The sequence below is a fragment of the Vreelandella salicampi genome (assembly GCF_013415105.1).
In the GTDB taxonomy this organism is placed as follows: Bacteria; Pseudomonadota; Gammaproteobacteria; order Pseudomonadales; family Halomonadaceae; genus Vreelandella; species Vreelandella salicampi.
In genome coordinates this window covers 113,959-132,010 of record NZ_JACCDF010000005.1, presented here as the reverse complement: position 1 = coordinate 132,010, position 18,052 = coordinate 113,959, and the positions used below count along the sequence as shown (strand labels likewise).

At 57.5% G+C, this 18,052-nt stretch carries 17 protein-coding genes; 13 read left to right on the top strand and 4 right to left on the bottom strand.

Annotation, left to right across the window (positions count from 1 at the left end; genetic code table 11):
- Window positions 1-220: 220 nt before the first annotated feature.
- The 11 genes from ffh (at window position 221) to HZS81_RS07800 (ending at window position 11,117) form a co-directional block, all read left to right on the top strand.
- The gene (gene ffh / locus HZS81_RS07850) at window positions 221-1,639 is read left to right on the top strand and encodes a signal recognition particle protein (protein ID WP_179930002.1); all 1,419 of its coding nucleotides are present in this window, start codon (window positions 221-223) and stop codon (window positions 1,637-1,639) included.
- 258 nt (window positions 1,640-1,897) lie between these two features.
- Entirely contained in the window at window positions 1,898-2,146 is a 249-nt protein-coding gene (gene rpsP, locus HZS81_RS07845) for a 30S ribosomal protein S16 (protein WP_179930001.1), read from the top strand.
- A gap of 44 nt (window positions 2,147-2,190) precedes the next feature.
- Window positions 2,191-2,736, top strand: coding sequence for a ribosome maturation factor RimM (rimM, locus tag HZS81_RS07840; RefSeq protein ID WP_179930000.1), 546 nt, complete (start codon window positions 2,191-2,193; stop codon window positions 2,734-2,736).
- 47 nt (window positions 2,737-2,783) lie between these two features.
- A complete protein-coding gene (trmD, locus tag HZS81_RS07835) occupies window positions 2,784-3,545 on the top strand; it encodes a tRNA (guanosine(37)-N1)-methyltransferase TrmD (RefSeq protein WP_179930057.1) in 762 nt (253 codons plus the stop codon).
- Between the two features lie 162 nt (window positions 3,546-3,707).
- The gene (gene rplS / locus HZS81_RS07830; protein ID WP_179930056.1) at window positions 3,708-4,064 is read left to right on the top strand and encodes a 50S ribosomal protein L19; all 357 of its coding nucleotides are present in this window, start codon (window positions 3,708-3,710) and stop codon (window positions 4,062-4,064) included.
- A gap of 126 nt (window positions 4,065-4,190) precedes the next feature.
- Window positions 4,191-5,072 (top strand): site-specific tyrosine recombinase XerD, encoded by an 882-nt coding sequence (gene xerD / locus HZS81_RS07825; protein ID WP_179929999.1) that lies wholly within the window; start codon window positions 4,191-4,193, stop codon window positions 5,070-5,072.
- 7 nt (window positions 5,073-5,079) lie between these two features.
- A complete protein-coding gene (locus HZS81_RS07820) occupies window positions 5,080-5,817 on the top strand; it encodes a DsbC family protein (protein ID WP_179929998.1) in 738 nt (245 codons plus the stop codon).
- 107 nt (window positions 5,818-5,924) lie between these two features.
- Window positions 5,925-7,241: a homoserine dehydrogenase gene (locus tag HZS81_RS07815; protein WP_179929997.1), complete on the top strand. Its 1,317-nt coding sequence runs from the start codon at window positions 5,925-5,927 to the stop codon at window positions 7,239-7,241.
- Between the two features lie 18 nt (window positions 7,242-7,259).
- Window positions 7,260-8,648, top strand: coding sequence for a threonine synthase (gene thrC / locus HZS81_RS07810; RefSeq protein WP_179929996.1), 1,389 nt, complete (start codon window positions 7,260-7,262; stop codon window positions 8,646-8,648).
- A 10-nt stretch (window positions 8,649-8,658) separates the two neighbouring features.
- Window positions 8,659-10,458: a single-stranded-DNA-specific exonuclease RecJ gene (locus HZS81_RS07805; RefSeq protein ID WP_179929995.1), complete on the top strand. Its 1,800-nt coding sequence runs from the start codon at window positions 8,659-8,661 to the stop codon at window positions 10,456-10,458.
- A 41-nt stretch (window positions 10,459-10,499) separates the two neighbouring features.
- The gene (locus tag HZS81_RS07800; RefSeq protein WP_179929994.1) at window positions 10,500-11,117 is read left to right on the top strand and encodes a YitT family protein; all 618 of its coding nucleotides are present in this window, start codon (window positions 10,500-10,502) and stop codon (window positions 11,115-11,117) included.
- 46 nt (window positions 11,118-11,163) lie between these two features.
- Here the strand turns inward: HZS81_RS07800 and HZS81_RS07795 are convergent, their stop codons facing one another.
- The 4 genes from HZS81_RS07795 to HZS81_RS07780 all read right to left on the bottom strand — a co-directional run bounded on the left by HZS81_RS07795 (window position 11,164) and on the right by HZS81_RS07780 (window position 15,216).
- A complete protein-coding gene (locus tag HZS81_RS07795; RefSeq protein ID WP_206679543.1) occupies window positions 11,164-11,697 on the bottom strand; it encodes an RES domain-containing protein in 534 nt (177 codons plus the stop codon).
- The gene (locus HZS81_RS07790) at window positions 11,694-12,053 is read right to left on the bottom strand and encodes an XRE family transcriptional regulator (protein WP_179929993.1); all 360 of its coding nucleotides are present in this window, start codon (window positions 12,051-12,053) and stop codon (window positions 11,694-11,696) included. Before HZS81_RS07790 ends, HZS81_RS07795 begins: the two co-directional genes overlap by 4 nt.
- A 182-nt stretch (window positions 12,054-12,235) precedes the next feature.
- Window positions 12,236-14,788, bottom strand: a complete 2,553-nt coding sequence (locus HZS81_RS07785; protein WP_179929992.1) for a heavy metal translocating P-type ATPase — start codon at window positions 14,786-14,788, stop codon at window positions 12,236-12,238.
- Window positions 14,785-15,216 (bottom strand): MerR family transcriptional regulator, encoded by a 432-nt coding sequence (locus HZS81_RS07780; RefSeq protein ID WP_179929991.1) that lies wholly within the window; start codon window positions 15,214-15,216, stop codon window positions 14,785-14,787. Before HZS81_RS07780 ends, HZS81_RS07785 begins: the two co-directional genes overlap by 4 nt.
- Window positions 15,217-15,485: 269 nt before the next feature.
- Here HZS81_RS07780 and HZS81_RS07775 point away from each other — a divergent pair, with 269 nt between their 5' ends.
- Window positions 15,486-16,814 carry an OmpP1/FadL family transporter gene (locus HZS81_RS07775; protein ID WP_179929990.1) on the top strand — a complete coding sequence of 443 codons (1,329 nt, stop codon included), beginning with the start codon at window positions 15,486-15,488 and terminating at the stop codon, window positions 16,812-16,814.
- Window positions 16,815-16,943: 129 nt separating this feature from the next.
- A protein-coding gene (gene prfB, locus HZS81_RS07770; protein ID WP_179929989.1) for a peptide chain release factor 2 occupies window positions 16,944-18,042 on the top strand; the annotation gives its coding sequence in 2 pieces (ribosomal slippage) (window positions 16,944-17,018 and window positions 17,020-18,042; 1,098 coding nt in all).
- The last annotated feature ends 10 nt before the right edge of the window (window positions 18,043-18,052 follow it).

The following is an 18,052-nucleotide window of genomic DNA, read 5'->3' as shown; positions in this document are numbered from 1 at the left end:
GTACGCTGTTAAGCGTGTTAATGAGAACGTATCGTGAAAAGACGCCACTACTATAACCAATCCTTAGCGCCGCGCACAGACGCTTAGGGCGCAATAGCCGGTCTGTTTGGGCGCGTAAACAAGCCAGCCATGGAGACTCGCGGCGCCAGGGCGTATAATCGCCCCCATTCATGTCCGCGGCGCGTGCGCCTTGTGACCACGACGGAGGCAGAGAGGCCCCATGTTTCAGAATCTTAGCGAGCGTCTTTCGCAGACGCTGAAGTCTATCAAGGGTCAGGCGCGCCTGACCGACGATAATATCAAAGACACCCTGCGTGAAGTGCGGCGCGCGCTTTTGGAAGCGGACGTTGCGCTACCGGTAGTGAAAGACTTTATCGAGCGTGTGCGCGAGCGTGCGGTGGGCCAAGAAGTCTCGAAAAGCCTGTCGCCGGGTCAGCAGTTCGTCAAGATTGTCCAGCAAGAGCTGGAAGTCACCATGGGCGAGGCCAATGAGGGGCTCGTCCTTAAAGGCACCCCCGCCGTCGTGCTGATGGCAGGCCTGCAAGGCGCGGGTAAAACCACCTCGGTGGCGAAGCTGGCGCGCTATTTGCGCGAGCGCGAAAAGAAAAAAGTGTTGGTCGTGTCAGCGGACGTCTATCGTCCGGCGGCAATTGATCAGCTGGAGACCTTGGCGAAAGAGGTCGAGGTCGATTTCTTCCCGTCGCGCTCAGACCAAAAGCCGGTCGATATCGCCAACGCCGCGATGAAGCACGCCAAGATTCAGTTCCATGACGTGGTGCTGGTCGATACGGCGGGGCGTTTGGCTATTGATGAAGCGATGATGGCCGAGATCCAAGCGCTGCATCAGGCCCTGACGCCGGACGAAACGCTATTTGTGGTCGACGCCATGACCGGCCAAGACGCGGTCAATACCGCCAAAGCGTTCCACGAAGCGCTGCCGCTGACCGGGGTGATTCTTACCAAAGCCGACGGTGACGCTCGTGGCGGCGCGGCGCTCTCGGTGCGCCATATCACCGGTAAACCGATCAAGTTTATGGGCATGGGCGAGAAGGTTGATGCGTTAGAGCCTTTTCATCCCGACCGCGTCGCGTCGCGCATCCTCGGCATGGGTGACATGCTGTCGCTGATTGAGGAAGCCGAGCGCACCGTCGATCAGTCCAAAGCGGAAAAATTGGCCAAAAAGGTCAAAAAAGGCGATGGCTTTGACCTAGAAGATTTTCGCGACCAGCTTCAGCAGCTCAAGAAGATGGGTGGTATGGGTGGCTTGCTCGGCAAGATGCCGGGCATGGGGCAGATGGCCGAGATGGCGCAAGGCCCCGGCCCTGAGAAGGAGTTAGCCAAGCTTGAAGCGCTGATTAATTCCATGACGCCCAAAGAGCGCCACAAGCCTGACATCATCAATGGCTCGCGCAAGCGCCGCATCGCGAACGGTGCCGGTTTGCAAGTGCCGGATCTTAATCGCCTGCTCAAGCAGCATAAGCAGATGCAAAAAATGATGAAGAAAGCCGGCAAAAAAGGCGGTATGCAAAAAATGATGCGCGGTATGTCCGGCATGATGGGCGGCGGTGGGCCTGGCGGCCCCGGAGGCCCAGGCGGCATGGGAGGAATGGGCGGCCCTGGTGGTTTCCCCCGTCGCTAGCGTTATTGCACTGCCCTGTCTAAGGCAAAAACGTCGTGACAGAGCGTCGCGGCCAAGCGGGCAGTTTTCGTACGCCTAGGCTTTCCAAATTGGGCGCATTTGCGTAGAATGCGGCCTCTTCATGCGTAGGGAGTGCGTCAGTGTGGCGCTGCTGTTTGCGTTATGAGGGGCTTAAAAACACGATTTTGTATCGTCGATAGAGGCTTAACCGTAAAGGGTTTGGCTCTCTTGTAACCTCAACCGAAGGATAGTTATCGTATGGTTACCATTCGTTTGGCACGTGGTGGCGCCAAGAAGCGTCCCTTTTACCACCTGACCGTGACTGACTCGCGCAATGCTCGCGACGGTCGTTTCATCGAGCGCATTGGCTTTTTCAACCCGGTAGCCCGTGGTCAAGAAGAGCGTCTGCGTGTTGATCTCGACCGCGTTGTTCACTGGCAGAACCACGGCGCGCAGCTTTCTGGCCGCGTTGCTGAGCTGGTTAAAGAAGCACGTAAGCAAGCCTAAGTCTGTCTAGTCTTATGGCCAATGCTGTCGAACCGAGGTCGTCAATGACGCGTTTTGCAACACATCACTTAGACGACACGCATGTGGTGCTCGGTAAGTTGACTAGCCCTCATGGGGTGAAAGGCTGGCTTAAGGTGTATGCCTACACGAGCCCCATTGACAGTATTTTTGATTACCCCGAATGGTGGGTGCGTAAAGATGACAATCTGACGTGCTATACCGTGACTCAGGGGCGTCGGCAAGGCAAAGGTTTGGTAGTCCAGCTCGAGGGCGTGGATGACCGCGACGCGGCAGAAACGTTGGCGAATGCGGATATCCTGATGCCCAAAGAGGCGCTGCCAGCGCTTTCCGACGATGAGTATTATTGGCATGAGCTTGAAGGCTTGGCCGTCTTGACTCAGGCCGGCGAACGGCTAGGGCGGGTCAATTACCTGTTCGAAACCGGCGCCAACGATGTCATGGTGGTGCGTGGCGATAATGAAGCCATCGACAAGCGCGAGCGCTTGCTGCCGTTTCTCCCCGGCGATGTCATCGTCGACGTGGACTTAGAGGCGCAGCGTATGGTGGTGGATTGGGATCCGGCGTTTTGACGGAGCCTCTTGCGTTAAACAAGCAAGGGTCAAGCGAAACACCCGCTATGTGGATCGGGGTGGTATCGCTGTTTCCCGAAATGTTTGACGCCTTGACCCGTCATGGCGTGACCGGTCGAGCGGTGGAACGAGACCGTATAGCGTTAGAGTTTTGGAATCCGCGCGATTACGCCACCGACCGCCATCGCAGTGTCGATGATCGCCCCTACGGCGGCGGCCCCGGCATGTTGATGAAAGTCGACACACTGCGCAGTGCGATTGCGGATGCCCGCAAGCGTGCCGTTGAGGCAACCGGTAAAACGCCGAAAGTGATCTATCTCTCGCCTCAGGGGCGCAAGTTAGATCAGCAGGGCGTACAAGCACTGGCTAGCGAAAGCCCGCTCGTGGTGGTGGCCGGACGCTACGAAGGCATCGACGAGCGTGTGGTCGAACATGACATTGATGAAGAGTGGTCGATTGGCGACTATGTGCTGAGCGGCGGTGAGCTGCCGGCGATGGTGCTAATTGACGCGGCGGCAAGGCTGGTTCCCGGTGTGCTAGGGCACCAGGATTCCGCCATCGAGGACTCATTTAATGACGGCTTGTTGGATTGTCCGCATTACACGCGCCCGGAAGTGATTGATGGGCGGCAAGTGCCGGATATCCTGCTAAGTGGCAACCACGCAGCGATCCGACGCTGGCGATTGAAGCAATCGCTGGGCCGCACGTGGCAGCGGCGTCCTGATCTACTTGAAGGGCGAACGCTGAGCCCCGAGCAGCGTAAGCTGTTGGATGAGTTCATCGAGGAATACGCTCTGACTACCCGGTAGGCCAGAGCGGCGGTGCAGGGCGAAGGCGAGTAACGTTATGCAAAGCCGCGTACCTGCGTCACCCATAACGACTCCCGCGTGGCTCGCTTTGAGCGCCGGGATCACGGCTTCCGCCTTCCACAACTGAGCGGTTAAGCCACTAAGTTATTTAGGAGTGAAATGATGAGCAGTAAAAACAAGGTGATCCAGGCACTTGAAGCCGAGCAAATGAGCAAGGAAATTCCTGCCTTTGCCCCCGGCGACACCATTGTCGTCCAGGTCAAAGTGAAGGAAGGTAACCGCGAGCGTCTGCAGGCTTTTGAAGGTGTCGTCATCGGCAAGCGTAACCGTGGCCTCAACTCGGCGTTCACCGTGCGTAAAATTTCCCATGGCGTGGGTGTTGAGCGTACCTTCCAAACCTACAGCCCGCTGGTTGACTCGATTGACGTCAAGCGTCGCGGTGATGTACGTCAGGCCAAGCTCTACTATCTGCGTGAGCGCAGCGGTAAGTCGGCGCGTATCAAGGAAAAGCTGGCGTAAGCCAGACTTTGCCACAGACGCTGCCGCTGTGCGGCACGTCTGGATGCCAAAACCCCGTCACCGCTTTGCGGGGCGGGGTTTTGTTTGTTTGCCATCGCGACATACAATTTGTGAGACCGCTTGCCTATGGACCTCATTGACGCCTTCCTGGACAGCCTTTGGCTTGAGCGTGGCGCCAGTGAGCATACGCTAGCGGCCTACCGGCGCGATTTGAGCGTTTGGTGCGCGTACTTGGCAGAGCAAGGCGGTGAGTTGACCGCGCCGCCGGATGGCGTGCTAATCGCCTGGTTTGACGAGCGGCGGGCACAGGGGTATCAGCTGCGTAGCAACGCGCGGTTACTCTCCAGTTTGCGCAGTTTCTACCGTTGGGCGCGTTTGAATGGCGACGTTGAGCGTGACCCGCTGGCGACCATCAAGTTACCTCGTGTGCAGCCGGGATTGCCCCATACGCTCGATGAAGACGAGGTTGAGCGTTTGCTTGCCGCGCCCGACACCGCCACCGCCATTGGCGTGCGGGACCGCGCCATGCTGGAGCTTTTATACGCTTGTGGCCTGCGTGTCTCTGAGCTTGTAGGCTTAACGCTTGATGCGCTCAACTTAAAGCAAGGGGTGGTGCGCGTGCGCGGCAAGGGCGATAAAGACCGCCTGGTGCCGCTTGGAGATGAAGCGACGGATTGGCTTGAGTGCTACTTACGCACCGCGCGTAATGAGATGATGACGGACCCGATGCGCCCGGCGCTGTTTCCAGGGCGCAGCGATAAATCCATGACGCGGCAGACGTTTTGGCACCGCATCAAGGCGCATGCGATGGCGGCGGGGATTACCAAACCGCTTTCGCCACACACGCTGCGCCACGCTTTTGCCACGCATTTATTGAATCATGGCGCTAATCTGCGGGTCGTACAGTTGCTGTTAGGTCATAGCGATCTTTCCACTACTCAAATTTATACTCATGTGGCGCAGGCCCGATTAGAGAGCCTGCACGCACACCATCACCCACGAGGTTAAGCGGACGATGCGTCGATACTCAATGTTTACCCTGGCCCTGGCTGCTACGCTGTTGCCTGTTACGGCGATAGCGCAGAGTGTGCCTGAGCAGTTAACCGACTCCTTAAGCGTTAATGGCCAGGCCATGCCGGTGGAAGAAGTGACTGCCACACCGCTAGACGGCATTTATCAGGTGCGCCTGACCAGTGGCGAATCCTTCTACTCTAACGCTGACGGTAGTCACTTTGTGGTGGGGGATCTGTACGAAAACAGTGACAACGGGCTTGTGAACCTCACCGAACAGGCACGCAACCAAGAGCGTGTTGCCGCCATTGGTGCCGTGCCCCAAAGCGAGCGAATCATCTTTCGCGGTGTAGACAAGCCCAAAGCGACGGTAACGGTCTTTACCGACACCAGCTGCCCTTACTGTTCGCGCCTGCACGAAACCGTGCCAGAGCTCAACGAGCGCGGTATCGCCGTTCACTATTTGGCGTTCCCACGGGGTGGTATGCAAAGCGAAGCAGCCCGGGTGATGCAACAGGTCTGGTGTGCCGATAACCCCAGCGAAGCGATGACGGCAGCGAAGCAAGGTGAAGCGCTTTCGGGCAGCGCTAGCTGCGATAATCCGGTAGCATCGCAGTACGATTTAGGGCTGGAAATGGGGGTGCAAGGCACGCCCGCGATTATTCTACCGGATGGGGAAATGGTGCCTGGCTTTGTACCGCCAGAGCGCTTGACCGCCATGCTGGGCCTGGATGATGAATAAGTCACCACCAGACCAAATAACGTTTTATTAACCATTTTTGACGTCGAGACAGGCACTTTCGCGTCAACACACATTCATTCGAATGGAATACTGAGAGGGGATTTATTTTGAAACCGGTGAGAGTAGGCATCTGTGGATTAGGTACAGTCGGTGGCGGTACCTTTAATGTGCTAACACGCAACGCGGACGATATCGCCCGCCGCGCGGGGCGTCCCATTGTGATTGAACAGGTGGCGCATCGCAGCATCCATCCTGATTGCGACATCACCGGTATTAAAGCCACCACCGACGTGTTTGAAGTGGCGCGTAACCCTGATATCGACGTCGTTGTCGAGCTGATTGGCGGCTACGATACGGCCCGTGAGCTGGTGCTAACCGCCATCGATAACGGCAAGCACGTTGTTACCGCCAATAAAGCGTTGATCGCGGTGCATGGTAATGAAATCTTCCAGGCCGCCCACGAAAAAGGCGTGATTGTCGCGTTTGAAGCGGCCGTTGCCGGCGGTATTCCGGTGATCAAATCGCTGCGCGAGGGCCTAGGCGCCAACCGTATTGAATGGGTGGCGGGTATCATCAACGGCACGGGCAACTACATCCTGACGCACATGCGCGACGAAGGCCGAGCCTTTGAAGACGTGCTGGCCGAAGCCCAAGCCCTTGGCTATGCCGAATCCGACCCGACGTTTGATGTGGAAGGAATCGACGCCGCGCATAAGCTCACCATTCTCGCCTCCATTGCTTACGGTGTGCCGCTACAGTTCGATAAGGCCTTCACAGAAGGCATTGCGCGGATTACCGCTCAAGACGTCGAGCAGGCGGATAACCTGGGCTATATCATCAAGCACCTGGGTATCTCCAAGCGCACCGAAGCCGGGCTTGAGCTGCGCGTTCACCCGACGCTGATTCCCAAAGAGCGCCTTCTCGCCAATGTTCACGGCGTCAAAAACGCCATTGAAGTAATGGGCGACGCCGTAGGTCCGACGCTTTATTACGGCGCTGGCGCCGGAGCGGAACCCACCGCTTCAGCCGTAGTCGCCGATTTGTTGGACGTAGCACGGGATATCGCCACCGATCACCACTACCGGGTACCGTATCTGGCCTTCAGCGGTGTGGGCCAAAGCGCCAACGCGCTACCGATCATGCCGATGGAAGAGATCACCACGGCCTACTACCTGCGCCTGCTGGCGGTGGATCGCCCCGGCGTTCTGGCGCGCGTGGCCACAATTCTCTCCGAGCAGGGGATTTCGATTGAGGCGCTGATCCAGAAAGAAGCCACCGAAGGCGAGTTGGTGCCGATCATTCTGATGACGCACCGCACCAAAGAGAAACAGATGAACGACGCGATTCGCGAAATTGAATCCATGGCGGACATTGCCGGCCCCGTGACTCGTATTCGCGTCGAAAGCCTGAACGAAGGCGATTAAAAAAAGGAGCACAACGCCATGCGTTATATCAGCACGCGTGGGCAGGCGCCCGCGCTGTCATTCGAAGAGGTGGTGCTCACCGGTATGGCGAGCGACGGTGGCCTTTACGTGCCGGAAACCTTGCCTTCGTTCTCGCATGATGAGCTTGCCGAGATGGCGGGGCTGTCTTACGCTGAGATCGCGTTTCGCGTGATGAAGCCGTTCGTGAACGGCGAGATTGACGACGCGACGTTCCGCCAACTTGTGCATGACGCCTACGCCACGTTCAACCACGATGCCGTGGTGCCGCTTAAGCAGCTCGACGCCAATCACTTTTTGTTGGAGCAGTTCCACGGCCCGACATTGGCGTTTAAAGACGTCGCGCTGCAGCTGTTAGGGCGCATTCTTGATCACTTCCTGAAAAAGCGCGGCGAACGTGCGGTGATCATGGGCGCCACTTCCGGCGATACTGGCTCGGCGGCGATTGAAGGGTGTCGTCACTGCGATAATCTGGATATTTTTATCCTGCACCCGTATAACCGCGTCTCTGAAGTGCAGCGCCGCCAGATGACCACGGTACTGGCCAATAACGTCTTCAATATCGCTATCGAAGGCAATTTCGATGACGCCCAGGCGATGGTGAAGGCGAGCTTCGCCAATCAAGACTTCCTGAAAGGCACGCGCTTGGTGGCAGTGAACTCGATCAACTGGGCGCGGATCATGGCCCAAATCGTTTACTACGTGGCGGCAGGCGTCGCCTTGGGCGCGCCGCGCCGTGAGGTGAGTTTCTGCGTGCCATCGGCGAATTTTGGCAACGTCTTTGCTGGCTTTATGGCTTATAAAATGGGCCTGCCGGTGAAGCAGTTCATCATCGCCACCAATGCCAACGACATTCTCCACCGTACGCTAGCGGCCAACGACTTCTCCAAGCACGAGCTGGCCGCCACCTTGGCGCCATCGATGGATATCGTCGTTTCGTCCAACTTCGAGCGTCTGCTTTTTGACGCCTACGAGCGCGACGGGGCGGCGGTAGCGGCCTTGCTGGAGCGTTTCCAACAAGAGCCCACGGCGCTTGCCGAAGCGCCGCTGGCGAAGCTGCGCGAGAAATTTGCCAGCCACAGTGTGGATGATGCAACGATTCTGGAAGTGATTCGCGAAGCCCACCACCGCACCGGCGAAATCCTCGATCCGCACACCGCTACCGGTTACCGCGCCGCCGAGCGTGCCCGGGCCGATCAGTCCACGCCGGTCATTACGCTTGCGACCGCGCACCCGGCGAAATTCGCCGAGGCCGTGGTGAAAGCGGGCTTCCCCGGTGTGTCGCTGCCTCCGCACATGGATGACCTGCTCGAACGCGAAGAGCGCTACACGGTGCTTCCGTCTGATCTTAGCGCGGTCCAGCAGTACGTCGCCGAGCATCGGCGCTAAACGGGGCGATATGAACGCGCTGACCGATCTACCCCTTAGCCTCACCCAGCCGCGCCTGGAGCCTCGTCCCCGTGACGAGGCCGTTTATGCGCGTGCCCAAACGGAAGGTTTGAGCGAGTTGCAGGCGCGCCTGCTTGCCTCGCGGCTGCCGGGGTATCATGGTGAGCTTGCCCCGCTGGTGTCGCCGAGCCTGCGCTACCTTGCCCATCCTGAGAAACTCAAAGACGGCCGCCGAGCCGCCGAGCGTATCGCCCAGGCGGTGTCCGAGGGCGAGTCGATCGGCATTCTGACCGATTACGACGTCGACGGTATTACCTCGCACGTGGTGATTCGACGCACCTTGGTCGAGCTTTTCGGCGTGCCCGAAAGCAAGCTGCACAGTTTGATTGGTCACCGTATTCACGATGGCTACGGTATCAGCCTGCCGCTGGTTGAGCGTACGCTCGCCCTAAAACCTGAGCCAACGCTTGTAATCACCGCCGACTGCGGAAGCTCTGACGAGCCGCGCATTGCGCGGATGAAAGCCGCCGGCATCGACGTGGTAGTGAGCGATCACCACGCCTTGCCGCTGGAAGGCCCGCCGGCATCGGCCTTCGCCTGTGTGAACCCCACGCGCGACGATTGCGCCTATCCAGACAAAACCATCGCCGGCTGCATGGTGGCGTGGCTTTTAATGTCGCTTGCGCGCAGCGTGCTGATCGAGTGGGGCGCCTTGTCGAAGGCTACCCCTAAGCTCTCGCCGTGGCTCTCGTATGTGGCGCTAGGCACCGTGGCGGACTGCGTATCGCTGGGGGGTAGCCCCGCCAACCGCGCAGTGGTCAGCCACGGACTTACGCTGATTAACCGTATGGACGCCGCGTGCTGGCGCGCGATGGCCGCGCGGCTCGGGCAAGATAGCGTGCCGTTTAACGCCGAAACCTTAGCGTTTCAGATGGGGCCGCGAATCAACGCTCGCTCGCGGTTAGACGATCCCTATGCGGCGCTGCATTTTATGCTCGCCGAAAGCGACGGGGTAGCAACGCGGCAGCTCAACGTGCTGGATGACGACAATCAGTCGCGCAAGGCGATTGAAGCCGACATGGCCGAAGAAGCCCGGGCGTTTGCCGCCGATGAACTGGCCGCTAATGCGCCTGCCGTGGTAGTGCTGCTCGAAGATGGCCACCCTGGCGTACAAGGCATCGTCGCCTCGCGGCTGGTGCAAGCCTACGGGCGCCCGGCGCTGGTACTGACGCAAGCGGCGCAACCGGGGATGCTCACCGGCTCCGGCCGCTCAATTGACGGCCTGCACCTGCGCGATGCGCTACAGCGCACTTATGAGCTCGCCCCTGAGGCGCTGCCGCGCTTTGGTGGCCACAGTGGCGCGGCGGGTGTTGGTGTGCCTCGCGAGCAGTTGGATGCGTTTAAAGCGGCGTTTTTGCAAGCCGTGAGCGAGCAGCTCGGTGACACGCCGCTTTACCCGCGGCTCTGGACCGACGGTGAGTTATCCACCGCGCAGTTAACGCTTGGCACGCTCAGCGAGATTGAAGCATTGGGCCCTTACGGGCGCGAGTTTGATCCACCGCTGTTTGAAGGCCGCTTTATCGTCGAGGCGCTGCGTCCGGTAGGGGCTGACGGCACGCATTTGATGCTGGAGCTTTCCATGGGGCCAGTCACCTGCAAGGCGATCTGGTTTCGCGCCCTCACGCCAGGCGAGTTACCTTCGTTTAGCGTGGGCGATACGTTGCACTGTGCTTATAAGCTTAATCGCAACCGCTGGCGTGGTCGCGATTCACTGCAGCTGATGGTCGAGCACGCCAGCCCTGTAGCGTAAAAAACGTTAGCGTAAACAATTAACTCTAAGGACAATACGTCATGCGCATGGAAGACCTACCCAAAGATCCTCATAAACCCTATGAGGATGTGATGGCGATGCTGCTTGGCACGCTATTTGTCACCCTAGGGGTAACGTTTTATACCCATTCGGTACTGCTTACCGGCAGCACCGCGGGGATGGCGCTGCTGATAAACTACATAATCGGTGGCGGCTTTGGCGTTTGGTTTTTTGCTATCAACCTGCCGTTTTATTACCTGGCGATTAAGCGCATGGGCTGGAGCTTTACGTTGCGCACTTTTGCCGCCATTGGCTTGGTATCGCTTTTCTCAGAACTCACCCAGGGCTGGGTGCAGTTTGCCGAGGTGCCGTCCCTTTATGCCGCGCTGATGGGCGGAGCGTTAATGGGCATCGGCATGCTGATGCTGTTTCGCCACCGCACGAGCCTTGGCGGTATCAACATTCTGGCACTTTATCTGCAAGAAAAGCACGGCCTGCGGGCAGGCTACGTACAGCTGGGTATCGACGGTTTGATTTTGCTCGTCGCGCTTACCCAGCTGCCGCTGGATCGCGTTGGCTACTCGGTATTGGGTGCCCTCACGCTAAACCTGATTATCGCCCTGAACCATAAGCCAGGGCGCTATATCGGGGTTAGCTGACAGGCCGTTGCTTATTTCGAAAGGGGCGCTTTTCCTTTTCAACCGTCTATTTGGGTGCCTCGGACAAGCGGTTTTCATCGTCTATAACGCAGACCTTAGTAGGCACGTGGCGCGACCACTGCCAGAAAACGATATTCACATCTCGAGTGGTTGCGCTCTTCGCCTGCGATGGCACACGAATGCCAGCGAATCCCATATCGACCAAGCGCTCAGCGATTTCCCAGGCGATAACGGGTTCACGCCTTATCTTTTTATCTAACCACGCTTCCTGCATCCAGGCCTCTGGGTGCGGGCGCACGCGCGCTTGGATAACTGGGTCACACAGATCTAAAATTGGGCCGCAATCAACCTCATAGCTGCAAAGCGTCAGCGGCTGAGTTTTGAAGGGAAAGCCTTGTTGGGCCTCAAGCCAAGCTGTTTCAAAACGCTCGCTGGTATAAAGCGCGGGCAGGCCAACAGTGTTCCAGCGGCCTCCGTTGCGTGCAGCCCCTTCTCCTGACGTGGGAGCGTGCTGCCATCGTGGGTTATGGCCGCGATAGACGAGCCCTCTGTATTGAAACCCAAGTTCCAGCAGGCTCACGCATAGCCTCCCTCGGCGATGTGAGAAAGGTAGGCGCGGACATCATCCGCCCGCCCATGGCTGACCAACTCTTCTGCGGTGAAATCACCCAGCGGTGCGATGGGGTAGGTGCGGTACCACGACCATGCACCACTTATCGACCCCGCCCAGGGTTCAATACGTTTGAGGATTTCCATCGTTTGGCGAAGACGTTGCTGCGTGGAAACGGCATGTAAGCGATCTTTGCGGATGATGGCGCTGTGGCTTAGCCCAATCGCGTGCGCGAACTCGCGCTTGGTGATATGCAGTTCGTCAAGGAGAGCATCAGCGATGATAAACCCTTCACGATCCACAGCACTCTTTATTTCAAGACTCATTTTAGTCGCCTTAAGAAGCGTATATTTGCGTCATTATGGGTGACATTTTTGAATTTGTAAAAAGAGTGCTGTCCGTCAAAGCTTAGATCGATTTAACGCGTTGACTCAGTAAGATTTATGCAGCCAGAACCACCATACAATAGCGGCGATCAGGCCCAGACCTGCAAGATTGACCAGTAAACTCATGCGGTATCTCCTTTGGATGCGTTTCCACTGGCTTGCCAGAGACGTAGACGGTTGGCGTTGCTGACCACAGTGATAGAGGAGAGCGACATCGCCGCCCCTGCAATCATGGGTGAGAGCAACATGCCGGTGACGGAGTAGAGCACCCCGGCGGCGATGGGGATGCACAGCACGTTGTAGCCAAAGGCACCGACCAGGTTCTGCTTGATGTTGGAGAGCGTCGCTTGGCTGATTTCGATGGCATCGGCCACCCCGTGAAGCGAGCCACGCATCAGCGTCATGCCGGCGCTCTCAATGGCGACATCGGTGCCTTGGCCGATGGCGAAACCGACATTGGCACGCGCAAGCGCCGGGGCATCGTTGATGCCATCGCCGACCATTCCGACGATCTCGCCTTTATCTTGCAACCGTTCGATTTCAGCGTGTTTATCTTCTGGCAAAAGCCCCGCGCGGAATTCGTCGATGCCTACCTCGCGGGCAATCGCACCAGCGGTGTGCTCGTTATCGCCGGTGAGCATTACCACTTTGATGTTATCGGCCTGCAGGCGTTTGATGGCATCGATGGTGTCCGAACGCAGCGGGTCGCTGATGCCAAACAGCGCGATAAGCTCACCGTCCACCGCGAGATACACAATGGTACGCGCCTTCTCTTCCAACTCGCGGGCTTTCGCTTGGCCAGCACTGAGATCAACCCCCGCTTCTTCCAGCAAGCGTGCGTTGCCAAGCAGCAGCGGTTTGTCGCCGTCGGTTTGCGCTTTGACGCCGCCACCGGTGACGGTGTCAAAGTCGCGAATCTCGGCAGGCTTGGCATCGGCATCTTCGGCGTGGGTCATCAGCGCTGCGGCTAGCGGGTGCTCGGAGCCACGCTCCAATGCGGCTACCCATCCAAGCGCGCGGCTTTCGTCGCCGCTTAAAACCTCCGCTTCAGTCACGCGAGGCTTGCCTTCTGTGAGCGTGCCGGTTTTGTCCACCACCAGCGTTGTGAGCTTGCTCGCGGTTTGCAGCGCTTCGCCACTTCTCACCAGCACGCCGTGTTCGGCGGCCTTGCCCACCCCAATCATGGTGGAGATCGGCGTTGCTAAGCCGAGCGCGCAAGGGCAAGCGATAATCAGCACGGCGGTGGCGGTGACCAGCATGTGAATGATTTGCGGCTCGGCGCCGAAGTTAAACCACGCCAGCGCCGTCAGCACGGCAATGATCATCACCGAGGGCACAAAGATGCTGGAAACTTTATCCGCCAGCTCGCCAATCGGAGGGCGCGAGTTCTGGGCGCTGGCGACCTGCTCGGTAATTTGGCCAAGACGGGTATCGGCGCCCACGCGGGTCGCGCGATAAACCAGCCCACCTTTGCCATTGACGGTACCGGCGCTGACTTCGTCACCTTCGCCTTTTTTCACCGGCACGGGTTCGCCGGTGAGCATGGATTCATCAATATGGCTTGCGCCTTCGATAACCTCGCCATCTACCGGCAAGCGCTCGCCGGGGCGCACGCGAATTTGGTCGTCTTCGCGCACGGCGTCAATCCCTATCTCTTCTTCCTTGCCGTTGCGAATCACCCGCGCGGTGCGGCTTTGTAAATCTAACAGGCGTTTGAGTGCGTCGCTGGTGCGTCCGCGCGCTTTGAGCTCCATGGCGTTACCTAAAAGAATCAGGCCGATCACCATGGCGGAAGCTTCAAAGTAAATCCCAAGCGCTACTTCGGGTAGCCAGGGGGCAAATACCACGACCACCATGGAATAGACCCAGGCAGTACCGGTGCCCATGGCCACCAGCGTGTCCATATTAGCCTGATGGTGTTTGAAATTTTTCCACGCGTTCACGAAGAAGTGGCGGCCAGGGAACGCCATGATGGCCAGCGTCAAAAGCCCAATGGCCAGCCAGAAGAGCCGACCGGTGCCCTCCGGGTGCGGGTGGTAGACAAACATGCTGAGCATTAACGGAATGGCGAGCGCCAACGAATAGATGCCGCCTTTTAGCCGCCGCTTGTACTCGCGGGCTTCCTGTTCGCCGCGGGTCTTCTCGGCTTCGCGCATGTCGAAAATCGGCTCGGCTCCGTAGCCAACCGAATCTACCGCGTCGATCAGCGCTTGCTCGTCGGCACGGCCAAACACCTGCGCGGTGTGGGTGCCGAAGTTAACGCTGGCGGTGTCAACGCCATCCGTGCGTTCCAGCGCTTTTTGCACGCTTTTTACACAGCTAGCGCAGGTCATGCCGCTGATGGCGAGGCGGAACTGCTGGCCGCTGCTGCGCGCCTCGCTGTTGGCGTTTTCGCTGTTTGAAGGTTTCTCTTGCGCATCGCTTTCTGCGTCGTCGCCTTTAGCGTCGGTTGTTGCGCCGTCATCCGCTCGCTCGCCGGGTGGGTAGCCGGCATCAATAAGCGCTTGATCGAGTTCTGCCTCGTTAAGTGCGGTAGTGACGTCCAAGCGTTTTTCCGCTGGCGTGCCGGTCACGTCCGCTTGGCTGTCTTGTTGTTGAATCGATTCGCGCATGCGTTTGACGCAGCCCTGGCAGTTCATGCCGGGCACCGTGCGCGTCAGGGTGTGTTGGCTCATTGTGGCTCCTTGGTATCAGGGCAGCACTCAGGAAAACTTTCGATCAAGCGGCACAGGCTATGGCCGTCGGGGGCGGCGTCGGGCATGTCCTGCCAGCTCTCTAGCGCCTGCTCCATACGTGATGCCAGCGCTTCCAGCTCGGTGATCTGCGCGCGCACTTGCGGCAGCCGGTGGGCGAGCAGGTCGCGTACCAGTGGGCAGGGCGAGTCGCCGTGGTCGGCATGGGCGAGAATGTCGCGGATTTCCGCCACGCTAAACCCGAGCTTTCGCGCCCGCTGAATAAAGCGTAGGCGCTCCAGATCACGCTGATTAAAAATCTGGTAGCCGTTATCCGGGTGGCGCTCAGGCGAAAGTAACCCTTCGCGCACGTAGTGACGCACGGTTTCCCCGGTCACGTTTGCCTGTTTGGCAATGTCGTTCACTTTCATCAGCTGCCCCTGTTGCTGACTGATTTTATGTCGATCAGTGTAAAACCTTTGGGTTACCCATAGGTCAAGGCGGCGTGGCAGAAATTTAGAAAAACAGTAAAACGCTGATTTAAAACGACTGTGCGACTAATGTATAAGGCTTAAATGAAATAAAACGATCGTTTGCCCTTGAACCAAACGCCAGTGTGCGAGAAAACAGTCATGTAAAAACAAATGGGCGGTCGATAGCAGTAAATGCCGCCGGATTATCGGGAAGAACGAGGTTCTCTATGCATAACAACTTTAAAAAGCTCACTTTAGTGGCAGCTGTTACCGCAGCCGCCTTCGCCAGCCAAGCGCACGCCGGCGGTTATCAGGTCAATGAACAAAGCGTTAGCGGTCAGGGTTACGGTCACGCCGGGCGTAGTTCCAATGTGGAAGATGCGACCATTGTGTACGGCAACCCGGCGGGTATGTCGTTTTTAGATCGCGCGCAAATTTCTGCAGGTGGGACGTTTTTGAATGTCAAAACAGATATCGATAATGCTAGCGCTACCCGAAATGGAACGCCGGTTCACCCTGATGGGAGTGCTGATGGGGATATCGTGCCTGGAAAGCTAATTCCCTTTGCATTCTATGCTCATCCGGTTACTGAGCGCCTAGCATTTGGATTTGGTGTATATGCGCCTTTCGGTTCTGAGACCGACTATGAGGAAAACTTTGTTGGTAGGAACCTGGGTAATTACACTGAATTGACAGTGATGAGTGCTCAGCCCACTGTGTCTTATCGCTTTAATGATCAGTGGTCGGTAGGTGCGGGTATTACCTATAACCAGATTGAGGGGGAGTTGCATCGGCAAGTGCCTACCACCGCTAATCCAGCTAGCGATTTAGATGCTAGAGTCGAAGGCGATGATGCTGGTTGGGGGTATAACTTGGGGGTGATTTTTCAGCCTGTGCCAGAAACCACGCTGGGCCTAACATATCGGTCTAAGGTTAGCTACACGCTATCAGGTGATTTCAGTGCAACAACGACTAATGACTTACCTGGCTTACCGGGCATCCCAGGCCCCGTTCCTGCAGGGACAGAGGTTAGGCAGAGTGATGCCGAGCTAGATCTGACTACTCCTGAAACAGTCAATTTTTCTATCACGCAACAAATGACGGATAACCTTAAGCTAATGGCAGGTGCCTCCTGGACACGTTGGGATCGATTTAATGAAATCCGAGTTGCCGATCCTAACAATCCCAGTGGTGATCCCATCACCTTCGAGGAGCAAGACTATTCAAATGCGTGGGCTTTCGCTGTTGGCGGTGAATACCAGCTTAATAAACAGTTAGCATTAAGAGCAGGGCTTACGATTGATAAAACCCCTACTAGTGATGAGTTTCGCAGCGCGCGAATTCCCTCCGATGATCGTCGCATCTTCTCCGTTGGTGCTGGCTGGACACCGGTTGATAACCTAACAGTCGATTTTGCTTACTCTTACCTGACCGAGCGTAGCACGAAGGTTGATCAAGAGCGTGAGGAGATTAACAGTCCTATAGTGTCCACCTACACTGCCGACTACAAAAACGAAGCCCATGGCTTCGGGGCGCAGTTGACCTACCGCTTCTAAGCGAAACGCTGCTTTTTGTCTCTTAAACCCGGCGCTGGCCGGGTTTTTGCGTGTTCGTCTCCCGTCTATTGGATGCGGTAAGCGCTGTGTTTCGTTACAATGCGCGCTTTACTTCACTAGGGCTGACCCATGCTGGAAACCAACCCGATTCATAACCAAATCAAGGATCTGTCGGAGCGGACAGAAGTTCTTAGGGGGTATCTTTGACTATGCCGAAAAGAAAGACCGGCTAGAAGAAGTTACCCGCGAACTTGAAGACCCTAATGTCTGGAGCGACCCGGATTACGCCCAGAAATTGGGCAAAGAACGTTCCTCGCTAGAAACCATCGTCGCCACCATCGACGAACTGGAGCAGGGCCTGGGCGATAGCGGCGACCTGCTTGAGCTTGCCGAGATGGAAGATGACGAAGGCACGGTGGCAGAGGTCACCAAAGAGCTAAATGGCCTGCAAGCGGCGCTGGAAAAGCTCGAATTCCGCCGTATGTTCTCCGGTGAGATGGACGAAAATAACGCCTATCTCGATATCCAATCCGGCTCCGGCGGCACTGAAGCGCAGGACTGGGCCAATATTTTACTGCGCATGTACCTGCGCTGGGCTGAGCACCACGGCTTTAAGACCGATATTCTCGAGATCTCCGCAGGGGACGTCGCGGGGATTAAATCGGCGTCGCTACATATCCAGGGCGATTACGCCTTCGGCTGGCTGCGTACCGAGACCGGTGTTCACCGTTTGGTGCGCAAAAGCCCGTTTGATTCCGGCGGCCGCCGTCATACGTCGTTTGCCTCGGTGTTTCTGTCACCGGAAATCGACGACACGTTCGAGGTGGACATTAACCCATCCGACCTGCGCGTCGATACGTACCGCTCCAGCGGCGCGGGGGGGCAGCACGTTAACACCACCGATTCTGCCGTGCGGATTACCCATGAGCCCAGCGGCATTGTGGTGGCGTGCCAGGGTCAGCGCAGCCAGCATGCCAACCGCGACTTCGCCATGAAGCAATTGAGAGCGAAGCTGTGGGAACTGGAGATGCAAAAGCGCAATGCGGCGAAGCAAGAGGCGGAAGACTCCAAGGCCGATATCGGGTGGGGCAGCCAAATTCGCTCATACGTATTGGACGACCAACGCATTAAAGATTTGCGCACCGGCGTGCAGTCAAGCAACTGCGAGAAAGTGCTCGACGGCGATTTGGAACAGTTTATCGTCGCCAGTCTTAAGCAGGGCCTGTAAACAGCGCCTG

Excerpts from the sequence above, each read along its gene's own strand:
- HZS81_RS07780 (WP_179929991.1), bottom strand. The coding sequence starts at position 15,216 with ATGAAAGTGAACGACATTGCCAAACAGGCAAACGTGACCGGGGAAACC.
- HZS81_RS07800 (WP_179929994.1), top strand. The coding sequence starts at position 10,500 with ATGCGCATGGAAGACCTACCCAAAGATCCTCATAAACCCTATGAGGAT.
- HZS81_RS07775 (WP_179929990.1), top strand. The coding sequence starts at position 15,486 with ATGCATAACAACTTTAAAAAGCTCACTTTAGTGGCAGCTGTTACCGCA.
- HZS81_RS07790 (WP_179929993.1), bottom strand. The coding sequence starts at position 12,053 with ATGAGTCTTGAAATAAAGAGTGCTGTGGATCGTGAAGGGTTTATCATC.
- HZS81_RS07820 (WP_179929998.1), top strand. The coding sequence starts at position 5,080 with ATGCGTCGATACTCAATGTTTACCCTGGCCCTGGCTGCTACGCTGTTG.
- rimM (WP_179930000.1), top strand. The coding sequence starts at position 2,191 with ATGACGCGTTTTGCAACACATCACTTAGACGACACGCATGTGGTGCTC.
- thrC (WP_179929996.1), top strand. The coding sequence starts at position 7,260 with ATGCGTTATATCAGCACGCGTGGGCAGGCGCCCGCGCTGTCATTCGAA.
- rplS (WP_179930056.1), top strand. The coding sequence starts at position 3,708 with ATGAGCAGTAAAAACAAGGTGATCCAGGCACTTGAAGCCGAGCAAATG.
- HZS81_RS07805 (WP_179929995.1), top strand. The coding sequence starts at position 8,659 with ATGAACGCGCTGACCGATCTACCCCTTAGCCTCACCCAGCCGCGCCTG.
- xerD (WP_179929999.1), top strand. The coding sequence starts at position 4,191 with ATGGACCTCATTGACGCCTTCCTGGACAGCCTTTGGCTTGAGCGTGGC.
- rpsP (WP_179930001.1), top strand. The coding sequence starts at position 1,898 with ATGGTTACCATTCGTTTGGCACGTGGTGGCGCCAAGAAGCGTCCCTTT.
- HZS81_RS07785 (WP_179929992.1), bottom strand. The coding sequence starts at position 14,788 with ATGAGCCAACACACCCTGACGCGCACGGTGCCCGGCATGAACTGCCAG.
- ffh (WP_179930002.1), top strand. The coding sequence starts at position 221 with ATGTTTCAGAATCTTAGCGAGCGTCTTTCGCAGACGCTGAAGTCTATC.
- trmD (WP_179930057.1), top strand. The coding sequence starts at position 2,784 with ATGTGGATCGGGGTGGTATCGCTGTTTCCCGAAATGTTTGACGCCTTG.